Raw genomic sequence first — 12918 nt, forward strand, 5'->3', positions numbered from 1 at the left:
ACGTCGGTGGACGTCGGTGGAAGTCAGCGAAAGGCGGGCGGGGCATCATGGGCAACGGATACGTGGGTATCAGCAGGCGCGGCCTGCTCGGCAGCGCCATAGCCGTGGCGACTGTCGCGGTGACCGGTGGAACGGCGACGGCCGCCTCGCGATCAGGCAAACCGACGACGGCCGCCCCGCAGTCCGGGTCGGGCAGTCCGGGCCAAGTCCCCGCCCTCTGGCGCGAGTTCACCCGCACCCCCTTCACCCACCCGCAGATTCCGTACATCGGCCTGGCCGGCTACCGCGCCGGGACGGCGCGCTTCCCCCGCCGCCGCGTGGTGGCCGACGTACGCGACTACGGAGCCGTGGCGGACGGCGTCACCGACTCCGCCCCCGCGATCAACCGTGCCGTCGCTGCTGCCGGCAGGGCCGGCGGTGGCACGGTTCTCATCCCGCCCGGCACCTTCCGCATCGACGACCTGATCCGTATCGGCTACTCGAACGTCGTCCTGCGCGGCGCCGGCAGCGACGTGACGAAGCTGTACGCGGCCAAGAACCTCACCGAGCTGATCGGCGTCTACGGCTCCCGTTACGGCGGCGACAAGTCGTCCTGGTCCTGGGCGGGCGGCCTGGTCTGGCTCTGCCCGACGGACCGTTTCACGACGCTGACGACCGCCATCAAGGCGAAGGCGTGGCCCTTCGAGGGCTGGACCGGCAACAAGCGCGACGAATGGGAGACGCTGACGACGCTCGCACCGGCACGCCAGGGCGCCCGGTCGGTGCGCGTCGCGGACGCCGGGAAGCTGAAGCCCGGCCAGCTCGTCCTCCTCCGTCTCGCCGACGACGCCGACCACACCCTCCTGGAGCACATGTCGGGCGGCGGCCCGGGCACCGAGGCGTACGTCTGGGACGACAAGACGAAGCTGACGAGCTACGTCCCGTACGAGTGGCCCGTACGCATCACGCGCGTGCAGGGCAAAAAGGTCACCCTGGAGAGGCCACTTCCGCTGGACATCCGTTCGGAATGGGACCCGCGGCTCACCACGCTCGTCGAGCCGCTGACGGGCTCCGGCGTCGAGGGCCTCACCCTGGAGGCGGTGGAAACCCCGCAGAGCCTCCACCTCCTCGACAAGGGCTACAACGGCGTCACCTTCCAGTGCGCGTACGACTGCTGGGCCGACGACGTGGTCGTACGCCATGTGGACAACGGCTTCGGCCTGGTCGCCGCCTCCGCCTGCACCCTGCGCGGCACGCGCGTGGCGGGCCGCGGCGCGCACCACCCGTACTTCTGCCGCGAGGGCTCGCACGACAACCTCATCGAGGACTTCACGGTCGAGCAGCGCACGGTCCCGGCGCCCGCCGGAACGCAACTCCACGGCATCAACGTGGAAGGCCTCTCCTCCTACAACGTCTGGTCCCGCGGCGACATGAAAATGGGCACCTTCGACTCCCACCGAGGCCTGCCCTTCGCCAACGTCCGCACCGACATCACGATCGACAACACCGGCCAGCACGGCGGCGACTACTCGGCGGGCCCCCTCTTCGGCGCCCGCTTCACCCACTGGAACGTCCGCGTCACCAACTCCCGCGCCGGCCTGATGAAGATCGACGGCCTCGCCCCCTACAGCGCCACGGTCGGCATCAACGAGGTGACGGAGTTCGGCCAGATCGACGTACCCGACTTCACCGGCGACCTCCACGCGCGCGTGGAGCTGTACGGCACGACGGACGTCGTACGCCCAAGGAACCTGTACGAGGCTCAGCGGGACCTCTAGGCCGCCCGGAGCCCCGCCCGTGCGTACCGCCCCGGCGGCACCCCCACCAGTTTCCTGAAGTGCCGGGTGAGATGGGACTGGTCGAAGAAGCCGGTCGCCGGTGCCACCTCGCCCGGCGGCCGTCCGTCGAGCAGCAGGCGGCGGGCGCGTTCGACGCGCCGGGACATCAGGTACTGGTGCGGGGCGATCCCGAACGCCGCGCTGAACGCCCGTACCAGATGGGCGGGATGGGCCTGGAGTAGCCGGGCGGCCTCCTCCAGGGCGACGCCTTCGACGAGCCGTGCGTCGAGGAGTTCGCGCAGCCGGTGGGCGAGGGTGCGGTCGGGGCGCGAGGGCTCTTCGGGCAGCCGGGGCCGCAGATGCCCGCGCAGCCGTTCCCCCACCAGCGTCAGCCTGCTCTCGGCCTCCAGCTCGTCCCCGGGATGCGCGAGTGCGCTGTGCAACTGTCCGACACGCCGTCGCAGTACGGGATCCACCAGGTCCGGCGCGTCCACCGCGGGCCCGATGAAGCTCTCGTCGAGCCGGCTCAGGTCGAGATACAGGACGCGCTTGCGGAAGCCGTGCTCGGTGACCGGGGAACCGTTGTGCGGGACGTACGGCGGGAGCAGCGACACCGTGTCGTGCGGGGTGCCGTGCTCGTGCCGGGCAAGGTCGTACCGTACGGCGCCGTCGTCGACGATCAGCAGCGTCCACGCCTCGTGTACGTGCATCGGGTACGCGTACTCGGTGTAGTGGGCGTGGAAGACCTCCACGACGCCCGGGACGCGCGGGCGCCACGCGGAGATCTCCCGCTGGGGACGCGGGGATCGTAGGGCGCGGTGCTGCGGGGCCATGCAAAGAACGTACAAGACGAGGTCGTACGGCGGTCGGCAGTCTCGACGCATGAACGCCTCGACCCTTGAACCCCTTGAACCCATCCGCTTCGACACCAAGATCGCCGTCCTGCTGCGGGACGACCTGGAGCCCTGGCAACGACTTAATGTGACCGCTTTTCTGGTCAGTGGCCTGGGGGCGGCGGTTCCCGAGGTGATCGGCGAGCCGTACGCCGACGCGGACGACGTCTCGTATCTGCCGATGTTCCGCCAGCCCGTACTGATCTTCGAGGGCTCGAAGGAGACCCTGACCGGCGCGCACGGCCGGGCGCTCGCGCGGGTGCTGCCGCGAGCCGCCTTCACCTCGGACCTGTTCGCCACCGGCAACGACCGGGACAACCGCGCGGCCGTACGGGCCGTGCCGACCGGCGAGCTGGACCTCGTGGGGCTCGCGGTCTACGGGCCGCGGAACGCGGTGGACAAGGTGCTGAAGGGGGCGCGGATGCATCCGTGAGGCGGGCGACTTTCCCGAGGCGGGCTCCGGGGGTTCTGGGGCGGCCTCCCGGGCTCCGTGGTGGCCTCCCGGGCTCAAGGTGGCCTCCTGGGCTCCGGGAACGGTTCCGCGTACAACCTTCTGACCTGGTTGTGTGTCCAGTGTGGCGAGGGGGGCGTATTCGCATACCCATGCACATTCGCATACGTATTGGCATGCACCCGTCTCAGTCGTCGTTGTTTGCTGTCACCCCGTTCCCGCCGAGGAGTTCCGTTGCGCAGAGCAGTCACGGTGGCCGCCGTGCTCACCGCGGTCGCCGCCGTTCCGCTCGCCCCCACGTCGTCGTCCGCCGCCGCGCCCTACCGTGGTGCCAACACGGCGGCCGTCCAGGACGACTTCAACGGTGACGGCTACCGTGACCTGGCCGTCGGCGCGCCCGGAGCCGCCCACGGCACCGTGCAGGAAGCCGGGGCGGTCGTCGTCCTGTACGGCTCCAAGTCGTCGGTGAGCACCGCCAGGCGCACCGTGATCACCCAGGCGAGCAGCGGAATCCCGGGCGGCCCTGAGGAGTGGGACGGTTTCGGCGGAGCTGTGGCCAGTGCCGACCTGGACCGGGACGGGTACGCGGACCTGCTGGTCGGCGCCGAGGGCGAGGACGTCGGAGGCCTCGACAACCGGGGCACCGTGACGGTCGTGTGGGGCGGGAAGAGCGGGCTGAAGGGCGGTGCGAACATCGCCCCGCCCGCCGGCTTCGGGGAAGGCCGTACGTACTGCAGCTTCGGCATGGCCCTGGCCGTGGGCGACATGACAGGTGACGGCGCGGCGGAGGTCGGCATCGGTTCCCGCTGCGATTCCTCGTCGTACAAGGGTCCGTTCGCGCGGACCGGTAAGGCCGCGTCCCAGTACCAGGAATGGCGCGTCGGCGCCCGGGGCGTCGTGATGGGCGACGTCAACGGTGACGGCAAGGCGGAACGGTTCTGGCTGCCCGGCCCCTCGGACGACGACATCCGCGGCTCGGTGTACGTGGACCACGGGGCTCCCGGCGACGACTACCTGAGCACCTGGCCCACCGAACTCCCCTACGCCGACGGCCACACCGGGCAGATCGGCGACATCAACGGCGATGGCTACGGCGACCTGGTCACCGGGATCGCGGACGACGACTACCTCAGCGGTACGACCGACGGCGCGCACCGCGGCGGCGAGATCCAGGTCCTCTACGGCAGCGCGCAGGGCATCGGCGCCGAGCAGCGTCCCAAGGTCTTCCACCAGGACACCGCGGGTGTCCCGGGCGGCGGGGAGAACGCCGACCAGTTCGGCAAGGCTCTGAGCGTTGGAGATGTCAACGCCGACGGATACGCCGACGTCGCCGTCGGCGCTCCCGGAGAGGCGGTCGGTACCCGCGAGATGGCCGGTATGGCTGTCGTGCTGCGCGGCTCCGCCACCGGTCTGACCACGAAAAAGGTGGTCGGGTACACCCAGAACTCGACGGGTGTGCCGGGTACCGCCGAGGCGAGCGACGAGTTCGGTGCCGCGGTCCATCTCGCCGACCTCAACAAGGACGGCCGGGCCGAGACCGTCGTCGGCACCCCCGGCGAGGACACCGACGGTTGCCTGTGGATCGCCCGCGGCTCGGCCTCCGGCCCGGTGGTCGGCGGCTCGGCGACCCTGTGCGGCAAGGCCGCGGGGGTGGCCGTCCGCTATACAGACGGCCTCTTCGGGGGCGCGCTGACGAGTGCTCGGGTGACTGTCTAGCCGCCACCAGCCGTTGTCCGGCCGTCGACGGTGAGGCGGTCGGGAGCCGGGTTCAACGCAACGGACCCCGGTGCGTGGGCATGAAGCCATTACGCACCGGAGAGGTACCCCTTCTCGGGGAGGTACTCGTCCCGCCTCACGCGACGACGTTGAACAGCCCGGTCTGGGAGCCGAGCTTGGTGAGGGAGATCTTGCCGGGGATGCCGTTGGCGTCGTCGCCGGTGTAGCCGAGGTGGCGCTGCCACTTGGCGTACGCGGCGATGGTCTTCGAGCCGAAGGAGCCGTCGCCCGCGTAGGTCTTGGCGAGATAGCCGAGCTTGACCAGGGCGGCCTCGGCGAGGTTCGTGCCCGCCATGTAGCTGACGTGGCCCTGCTTGGCGGCGGGGTCCTTCTTCGCGGCGTCGACGAGGCGGGACAGATCGACGCGGGGCTTGGACGCGGAACCGGTGCTGGGCTTGGTGGGTTTGGGGGTGCCCGGCTTGGCCGGGGTGTTCTTGATGGGCGTGTCCGCGAGCTGCTTCTTCACATCGGTCCGGAAGTCGTCCATGTCGAAGCTGGGGTCGATCTTGCCGGGCTGGACCTCCTTGTGCCCGGCGATCGACTTCTCGGACCAGCCGTGCGCCCGGCACAGAGCCGCGGCCCACAGCACGGCCTTGCGGTACTGCGCGTCCGGGTAGGGGTCCTTGCCGTTGCCGAGGTTCTCGATCTCCAGGCCGTACAGGACGTCGTTGCCGTCGGCGTTCGCCTGGTTGTCCTTCGGGAGCGGGGCTTCCTCGCGCAGCGCGTTGAGTACGTCGAGATCTACGGACCCGGCGTGGTTGGTACGGCCGTGGCCGATCAGCCACAGCCCGTCGGTCTTGCCGAGCCAGGCGTGGCAGAGCGGGCCGGGGAGGTCGGACCTGCCCTTGTAGCAGAGTTCCTTGTCGTTGTGCCCCGCGGTGTGGTGGATGAGCACACCGATCACGGGTCCGAACGTCTTACCCGTCGCCGAGTCGCGGTTGTGGGTCTTCCAGCCTGTGTGCTCGTGGAAGGCAAGGCCTTCGGCTTTCAACGCGGAGAGGGTTTCAGCAGCGGTCAGAGGTGTGGCCATGGCTGTGTTCCTTTCAGATCGGCGTGGTCGGCGGGCGGTGCGGTCGGCAGAGGGTGCGGTCAGCGGGCGGCGGTGGGGGCCGTGGGCGGTGCGGTCAGCAGGTGGTGCGGCTGTACGGGCGGCGTGGTCGGCGGGCGGTTGTACGGGAGGTACGGGCAGTGGGCGGCGGTGCGGTCATACCGGCGGTGCGGGCCGTGGGCGGTGCGGTCATACGGGTGCGGGCCTCGTCCCGGGTCGGTAAGTCGTAATCCCAGGAGGGGAGTTGAGAAGCGGGTGCCTGGGACTCGGGCGGTCCCGCGTCCCGCTCAGCATCGCGGAACCTATGCGCCCCGTGGGGCGAAACCGGACCACTGGCCACCCCTGTTCTCGCCGCCCGGGCGGTGAGTCGCCAGCCACACCCCGCGGCCCAGCGCCCACAGCAGCAGTCCTGCCACCACCGGGCCGCCGAAGAAGACGACGAGACCGGCTCCGATGTTGGCGCCGATCACACCGGCCGTCATCACCCGCCAGCCCATTCCGACCAGCAGCCCGGCCATGATCAGCGGAGCCAGAACCCCCCACCAGTGCTTGTCCAGCCCACCGCTCCGCGAGGCACGTACGAGCAGCGTCGCGCCAACTCCCGCCACCAGCAGGGCGGTCACGCCGAGCACGGTGTCCAGCCCTTCCGGGATCCCCAACGGCTGGAAGGCGTAGTCGAGTTGCGACGCCGGCAGCTCCGCGGAGTTCTGCTGGCCCATCAGCCCCCATGCGGCGACCGGCACCCCCGCGACCAGGACAGCGGCGGCGGTCAGAAGCGTTCCCCGATTCATCATGCGTTCAGCCTGGCGGCGGGGGGTCGGGGGGACATGAGCATGCGTACTCATACGGCTAGGGGTGGGGGACTCAGGTGGAGGTGTGCGTGGCTCAAGCCGTACCGGCCTCCGCCTTCGCGGTGACGGGCGTCGCAGTGGCCGTCACCCACGAGTCCTGCGCCGGAAGCTGTCGCATCAGCACTGCGTACCCGACCCCGGCCACCGTCCCGACCACCGCGCACAGCCCCCACAGCCACTCCGCGCCGAACCGGTCGATGACGAGGCCGGACGTCAGTGGTGCGACGAGCGAGGCGAGCGCCCAGGACAGGGTGTACATGCCCTGATAGCGGCCGCGGCCGTGTACCGGGGAGAGCCGGACGACGAGCCCCGTCTGGGTGGGCGCGTTGACGATCTCCGCCAGGGTCCACACGCACACGGTGAGCGCGAAGACGCCGATCGACCCGGCGAAGACGGTGAGTCCGAAGCCGTACCCCGCGAGGACCGACGAGATGACCAGCAGCCGCTTCGGATCCCGGTGTTCGATGAAACGGGTGACCGGGATCTGCAGAACGACGATGAGCACGCCGTTGACGGCGATCGCCACGCCGTAGTCGGTCGGGGTGAAGCCGGCCTCGCCCATCGCGACCGGGAGTCCGACGGACCCCTGCTGGAAGACGACGGCGACGAGGAAGGACAGGCCGACGACGCTCATGAAACGCCGATCGCGCAGCACGGTCCCGAGCCCGACACCATCCCCGTACTCAGTCTCCTTGGCGACCTGGACAGGCCGTGACTCCGGGACCTTCGCGAAGACGACGAACGCGCAGGCGAGGGTCATTCCGGCCTCGATGAGGAAGCCCGCGAGGTAGCTGAACTCGGCGATGAAACCGGCGGCCACGGAGGAGACGGCGAAGCCGAGGTTGATGGCCCAGTAGTTGACCGAGAAGGCCCGTACGCGGTCCTCGGGCCGCACGATGTCGGCGATCATCGACTGCACGGCGGGCCGCGAGGCGTTCGACGTGGCGCCCACCAGAAAGGCGACGCCCGCGATGGCGACCGGGTCGTGCATGAACCCGAGCAGCGCGACGGAGCCCGCCGTGGACACCTGCGCGATCAGCAGGGTGGGCCGTCGCCCGAGCCGGTCGGTCATCACGCCCGCGCCGAGCGAGGAGGCGACACCGCCGAGGCCGTGCAGAGAGGCGACGAGACCGGCGTACGAGGCGGAGTAGCCGCGGTCGAGGGTCAGGTACAGGGCCATGAAAGTAGCGACGAAGGCCCCAAGTCGGTTGACGAGGGTGCTGGTCCAGAGCCACCAGAACTCGCGGGGGAGTCCGGAGACGCTCTCGCGGACGGCGCGTCTCATGACGGCGAATGACATGGGGACCCCACGGATGTAAGCGGCTCGGGCAGTAAGCGCAACTTACGAATGACCGCCCGCGCATAGCCACTCAATTAACAGATGCCGTCAACTGTCCGCTCTGCTGCCTACTCCGCCGTCTGCCCCGCTGTCCGCCTGCTGTCCGCTCTGCGGCCCGGGGCCTCGCGGCCGCACGGGTTGGATTACGCTCGGAGCCATGGCCGACGCACCGTACAAGCTGATCCTCCTCCGCCACGGCGAGAGCGAATGGAACGCGAAGAACCTGTTCACCGGCTGGGTGGACGTCAACCTCAATGAGAAGGGCGAGAAGGAGGCAGTACGCGGCGGTGAGCTGCTCAAGGACGCCGGCCTGCTGCCCGACGTGGTCCACACCTCGCTCCAGAAGCGCGCGATCCGCACCGCCCAGCTCTCGCTGGAGTCCGCGGACCGTCACTGGATCCCGGTCCACCGTTCCTGGCGCCTGAACGAGCGCCACTACGGCGCCCTCCAGGGCAAGGACAAGGCGCAGACCCTCGCCGAGTTCGGCGAGGAGCAGTTCATGCTGTGGCGCCGCTCGTACGACACGCCGCCGCCCGCCCTTGAGGACGGCACGGAGTTCTCCCAGTCGGACGACCCGCGCTACGCGTCGATCCCGCCGGAGCTCCGCCCCCGCACGGAGTGCCTGAAGGACGTCGTCCTCCGCATGCTCCCGTACTGGTACGACGGCATCGTCCCCGACCTCCTCACCGGCCGTACGGTCCTGGTCGCGGCCCACGGCAACTCCCTCCGCGCCCTCGTCAAGCACCTTGACGGCATCTCCGACGCCGACATCGCAGGCCTGAACATCCCAACGGGCATCCCCCTCTCCTACGAACTGGACGCCGCCTTCAAGCCCCTCAACCCCGGCGGCACCTACCTCGACCCGGACGCCGCAGCGGCCGCGATCGAGGCGGTCAAGAACCAGGGCAAGAAGAAGTAACCGGACGCGATCAAGCCTTCTACCTGCGGGTTCTCCGCTGGTAGGGGGCTTGTTGCTGTGCTGGGGCCGTCTCTGGGCCGTGAGCTGCTCGACCGGGCCGTCAGGCCTTTCTGTTGCGCCGCCATACGTAGGCGCCGGGTGACGTCTCGACGACCTCGCGGGGATAGACATCACGTACGCGGGTGAGTAGGGCCCGCTGCTCGCCGACCCACCCCGTCGGCAGCACGAACAACGGGAGGGTCACGGTGACCCCTGAGGCAGGTCCGTCGTGCACGGAAACTGACATTCGCTCGTGGCCGTCGGGCTTGAACTCCAACGACGGAGTCCGTCCGGAGGTGAGCCATGTGGCGAATCGCTGCGACTCCAAGGTCGCCAGGGCGTCTTCCCAGTCCTCCAGGTCCTCAGGGAGGAGGGTTATTGAATAGGTGGTGCTGAGGGACTCCGCCACGAAGACGATCTCGCAATCGAGGAAGTCATGGCCGAACAGGATGCCGGGCTGAGAGCGCCCCAGCACTCGCACGGCGACGCCGTGCCCACTGGTTCCCGGCCGGTCGGCCAGGCAGATCAAGTTGATGACGTCGTCCGTCGAGTCCATGGATTCCCTCCCCAATGACAAGGCCCGAGCATCTTGCCGGACTGCCCGTGGATGTCACGGCCCGGGGGTTCAGCTGTCGGATGTAGACGCCTGCCACGGCTTTGCTTGTCCGTTCCCGGCTGGAGGGCATGAGGTGGGCGTACACCCGCAGCGTGAGACCCGGGACCGAGTGACCGAGGTACTCGGCGAGGGCCTTGATGTTCCCTCCGGCGTCCAGGAGCCCCGAGCGCGAGCCCGTCGAAGACACCGCTCTCCGGAACCGTGACGTTGATGAGCGCCGACTCCCCCTCCTCGATGTAGACGACGCCGAGCGTCATCAGTGTCTCGCCGCTGACGGCGTCCTTGGCGATTTCGCCGGTCTGACGGTCGCGGACCTTGGGCTCGGGAGCTTCGGTCAGCAGGATCGTCGCGGCGGCGGTCTCCACACGGAGGGTGCGCAAGATTTCTTCCTATCTACTCGTCTATATGAGTTGCGGTCTTCGAACCCGATCTCCGGGAACGACTACCACCCTGCCACACAACTTGCCCACTCGTCTATACGAGTATGCCTGTTGGGGCGTACGAGTTGGAGAAGGCCGGCCGGCCGCACCGCTCCCCGCTGAACGGGGCTGTCAGACCTGTGCGCCAGGATCTGGTCATGCTGATCGCCACGAACGCCCGGGGCCACACGGTGAAGCGCCCTTCGAAGCCCGCCATGGGCATCATGCTCGCCAACCTGGGACGCGACAACGAGCACATGGTCATCGAGCGGCAAGACGACGAACTCGCAGGTGACTGGTACATCCAGGTCCTGTTGCGCGAGAACAACACGTACCAACTGGAGTACCGGGACGGCGCCGCCGCGGAGCACTACCAGACGCAGACCGTCTCCCAGGAGAAGGTGCTCCGAGCGCTGCTCGGCTGGGCGGCCGACACATCGGACTGGCGAGAAGACTTCATGTGGAACAACATCAGCTCGATGTTCGAGCCGCCCGCCGCCATGGGCATGGACGAGCCAACTGCCTGACGTCTGCCCGCTACTGGCCACACGATCACGTCGCCGGAAGCTGGTACGACAGCACGTACGCGTCCGCCGCCATGATCGTGTCGCAGACCTCTACAGCCCGCCCTTCGGCGTCGTACGCGGTTCGGATCAGGTGGATGACCGGCACACCGGCAGCCAGTCGGAGGGTCTTCACCTCGGAAGGCGAGGGCATCCGGGCCCTGACCTCCTCCTCGAAGTGGTCGAGGCGGTGGCCCAGTTCCTCAAGGCGGGCATAGATGCCGCCAGGTCCGGGATTGGGCTCGGCGATCTGAGTGCCCCGCGCGATGTCGAGCGGGAGGTACGAGGCGGCGAACTCGACCGGACGGCCGTCGAGCAGGTACCGGCGCCGACGTGCGAGTACGCGTCGTACGGACCCGAGCCGGGTGGAGATGTCCTGGCTGGCCTTCTCTTCCTTTACCTCAAGGCTGTCGACCTGGGGGTGACTGCCCGCGGCGTCGGCCTCGACGATGAACGCGGACTTCCCCTGCTCGCGGTGGCGCCGGGCGAACCGGTCGGAGGCCAGCCGGCGGACGGGTGGTCGCGGTCGCACGAATACGCCCTTCCCGTGCTCCGCGTGCACCAGGCCCTCGCCCTGGAGGATGGAGAAGGAGTTTCGGACCGTCATACGGGAAACCCCGTAGTGGTCGACGAGCTCGGCTTCCGAGGGCAGCTTTTCGCCCTCTGTGAATCGCCCACGGTCGATGGCCTCGCGCAGTTGGTCGGCGATCTGCCGGAACACCGCACGATCGCTCGTGGGGTCCAGGTCGCCGAGCTGGCTGGTCGGGAGTGAGGTCACGTTTACTCCTTTAGGTATCTAGACGAGTGGGCGAGTGTTGTTGCTACGGTGGAGAGCCTAGCCATCCGAGAGGGCCGAGGAACGTGAGCACTGACCGTCCGCACTCCGTGAGCGTTGCCGGAGTCATCATCGACGACCAGGGCCGTGCCCTCTTGATCAAGCGACGCGACAACGGCAAGTGGGAACCCCCGGGCGGCATCGTTGAGCGGGAAGAAACCCTTCCCGAAGCCCTCCAGCGCGAAGTCCTCGAAGAAACCGGGATCAAGATCGCGCTTCCGGCGACCCTCACCGGCGTCTACAAGAACATGACGGGCCTGATCGTCTCCCTGGTGTTCCGCTGCGAGGCCGCCGATGGCTCGCCGACGACTGGCGACGAGACCCGGGCACTGTGCTGGGCCACCCGCGAAGAAGTCACCGAACTCGCCGTCGAGGCGTACGCGATCCGCGTCCTGGACGCACTCGACTCCCTCGACGGGGCATCCCCGCCGGCCATCCGCGCCCACGACGGCGTGAAACTCGTCTAGCCCGAACCCGCTGCACATGGCGGCCTACCAGCATAAAGGAACTTGTATGCACGAGTATACGAGCACTGCGCGGGTCTGGGGGCTCACTTGCCCAGGTTTCCCGGAAGAGGTGAGCAGGGCCCGCCGCTGGACGCGGGACATCCTCAGAGGCTCACCCCTGGCCGAGGACGCCGAGTTGATCGTGAGCGAGCTGAGCGCGAACGCGATCCTGCATACGGCCAGCGGCCGGGAGTCCGGCAGCTTCCATCTGGCGCTCGCGGTGTCCTCGCAGGTGGTCGCTCTGTCGGTGACGGATGCCGGGGGAGCCGGTACGGCTCCGAAGGTCGAGCACCGGGACCAGGAGGCGGAGCACGGCCGGGGGCTGGGCATGGTCAGCGCGATCGCTCACCGGGTTGTGGTCCACGACAGCGACGGCGGCCACACGGTCACCGCGGAGCTCTTCACGGACACGTACCCGGGAGGGCACCCATGCTGACCAACGGCACCCGGCCGGGCTTCTGGTGCGAATGTTGGACCCAGGACCTCACGGAACAGGACGAGCGGCCGGCACTGCGGGCGTCCTTCGACGCGTACTCGCCTCCCCAGGCGGACAGATGGGTTGCCGTCGCACTGCGGACGATCTCACCGGCGCTCGACCCCGAGGCTTCCGACGAAGCGTGGGTCTGGCTCTATCAGGGCCGCATCGCCACACGGCACGCGCTCCTGCGTGGCGAACCCTGCACGGTCGCGGTCACCCACGGGACTACCCGCATCACATGGACAATCCGACCGGTGATCTTCCTGCCGCTCACACACCGACAGGGTGCCGAACTCCCAGCGTGCGCATACGACTTCAAGCCCCACGCGTCCGTGTCTAGTCCCAGGTGATGGCTGACGTTCTGGTCCCAGGTGATGCTTGACGGTGGGCCTAGACAACATCGGACACTTCGTAGGGTTTGTTCGCCT

At 68.8% G+C, this 12918-nt stretch carries 14 protein-coding genes and 2 pseudogenes; 8 read left to right on the plus strand and 8 right to left on the minus strand.

The window, feature by feature from the left end:
- Positions 1 to 47: 47 nt before the first annotated feature.
- On the plus strand, positions 48 to 1757 hold the full coding sequence (locus AB0N66_RS36190) for a glycosyl hydrolase family 28-related protein (protein WP_365443107.1): 1710 nt from the start codon (positions 48 to 50) through the stop codon (positions 1755 to 1757).
- Here AB0N66_RS36190 and AB0N66_RS36195 read toward each other — a convergent pair.
- Complete coding sequence (locus AB0N66_RS36195; RefSeq protein WP_365443109.1) at positions 1754 to 2590, minus strand: AraC family transcriptional regulator; 837 nt, start codon at positions 2588 to 2590, stop codon at positions 1754 to 1756. The two genes, AB0N66_RS36190 and AB0N66_RS36195, sit on opposite strands and share 4 nt — an antisense overlap.
- A gap of 49 nt (positions 2591 to 2639) precedes the next feature.
- On the opposite strand from AB0N66_RS36195, the gene AB0N66_RS36200 reads away from it, so the two are divergent.
- Positions 2640 to 3083, plus strand: a complete 444-nt coding sequence (locus AB0N66_RS36200; protein ID WP_365443111.1) for a DUF2000 domain-containing protein — start codon at positions 2640 to 2642, stop codon at positions 3081 to 3083.
- 252 nt (positions 3084 to 3335) lie between these two features.
- Positions 3336 to 4817 (plus strand): hypothetical protein, encoded by a 1482-nt coding sequence (locus AB0N66_RS36205; protein ID WP_365443113.1) that lies wholly within the window; start codon positions 3336 to 3338, stop codon positions 4815 to 4817.
- Positions 4818 to 4953: 136 nt separating this feature from the next.
- On the opposite strand, the gene AB0N66_RS36210 is transcribed toward AB0N66_RS36205, so the two are convergent.
- From AB0N66_RS36210 to AB0N66_RS36220, 3 genes are all read right to left on the minus strand, one after another.
- Positions 4954 to 5907, minus strand: coding sequence for an N-acetylmuramoyl-L-alanine amidase (locus AB0N66_RS36210; protein WP_365443115.1), 954 nt, complete (start codon positions 5905 to 5907; stop codon positions 4954 to 4956).
- A gap of 320 nt (positions 5908 to 6227) precedes the next feature.
- Positions 6228 to 6719 (minus strand): hypothetical protein, encoded by a 492-nt coding sequence (locus tag AB0N66_RS36215; RefSeq protein WP_365443117.1) that lies wholly within the window; start codon positions 6717 to 6719, stop codon positions 6228 to 6230.
- Between the two features lie 91 nt (positions 6720 to 6810).
- Positions 6811 to 8076, minus strand: coding sequence for an MFS transporter (locus AB0N66_RS36220; protein ID WP_365443119.1), 1266 nt, complete (start codon positions 8074 to 8076; stop codon positions 6811 to 6813).
- A gap of 196 nt (positions 8077 to 8272) precedes the next feature.
- Between AB0N66_RS36220 and AB0N66_RS36225 the strand changes: the two genes are divergently transcribed.
- Complete coding sequence (locus tag AB0N66_RS36225) at positions 8273 to 9034, plus strand: phosphoglyceromutase (protein ID WP_365443121.1); 762 nt, start codon at positions 8273 to 8275, stop codon at positions 9032 to 9034.
- A gap of 100 nt (positions 9035 to 9134) precedes the next feature.
- Here the strand turns inward: AB0N66_RS36225 and AB0N66_RS36230 are convergent, their stop codons facing one another.
- The 3 genes and pseudogenes from AB0N66_RS36230 to AB0N66_RS36240 all read right to left on the minus strand — a co-directional run.
- A complete protein-coding gene (locus AB0N66_RS36230; protein WP_365443123.1) occupies positions 9135 to 9629 on the minus strand; it encodes a DUF5959 family protein in 495 nt (164 codons plus the stop codon).
- A gap of 82 nt (positions 9630 to 9711) precedes the next feature.
- Positions 9712 to 9849 (minus strand): annotated as a pseudogene (locus AB0N66_RS36235) (site-specific integrase); the annotation flags it as partial.
- Positions 9845 to 10069 (minus strand): annotated as a pseudogene (locus AB0N66_RS36240) (hypothetical protein); the annotation flags it as partial. The pseudogenes AB0N66_RS36235 and AB0N66_RS36240, both read right to left, overlap by 5 nt.
- Before the next feature lie 104 nt (positions 10070 to 10173).
- On the opposite strand from AB0N66_RS36240, the gene AB0N66_RS36245 reads away from it, so the two are divergent.
- On the plus strand, positions 10174 to 10635 hold the full coding sequence (locus tag AB0N66_RS36245) for a hypothetical protein (protein ID WP_365443125.1): 462 nt from the start codon (positions 10174 to 10176) through the stop codon (positions 10633 to 10635).
- Positions 10636 to 10660: 25 nt separating this feature from the next.
- On the opposite strand, the gene AB0N66_RS36250 is transcribed toward AB0N66_RS36245, so the two are convergent.
- On the minus strand, positions 10661 to 11449 hold the full coding sequence (locus AB0N66_RS36250; protein ID WP_365443127.1) for a GntR family transcriptional regulator: 789 nt from the start codon (positions 11447 to 11449) through the stop codon (positions 10661 to 10663).
- A 107-nt stretch (positions 11450 to 11556) separates the two neighbouring features.
- Between AB0N66_RS36250 and AB0N66_RS36255 the strand changes: the two genes are divergently transcribed.
- Genes AB0N66_RS36255 through AB0N66_RS36265 form a run of 3 tightly spaced genes read left to right on the plus strand, consistent with a single transcriptional unit; the run spans position 11557 to position 12840 of the window.
- Entirely contained in the window at positions 11557 to 11973 is a 417-nt protein-coding gene (locus tag AB0N66_RS36255; protein ID WP_365443139.1) for an NUDIX domain-containing protein, read from the plus strand.
- Between the two features lie 46 nt (positions 11974 to 12019).
- Positions 12020 to 12448 (plus strand): ATP-binding protein, encoded by a 429-nt coding sequence (locus tag AB0N66_RS36260; RefSeq protein WP_365443129.1) that lies wholly within the window; start codon positions 12020 to 12022, stop codon positions 12446 to 12448.
- Positions 12442 to 12840, plus strand: a complete 399-nt coding sequence (locus AB0N66_RS36265; protein WP_365443131.1) for a hypothetical protein — start codon at positions 12442 to 12444, stop codon at positions 12838 to 12840. The genes AB0N66_RS36260 and AB0N66_RS36265 overlap by 7 nt, the downstream gene beginning before the upstream one ends.
- Positions 12841 to 12918: the final 78 nt, after the last annotated feature.

The sequence above is a fragment of the Streptomyces sp. NPDC093544 genome (genome assembly GCF_040683495.1).
Lineage (GTDB): Bacteria > Actinomycetota > Actinomycetes > Streptomycetales > Streptomycetaceae > Streptomyces.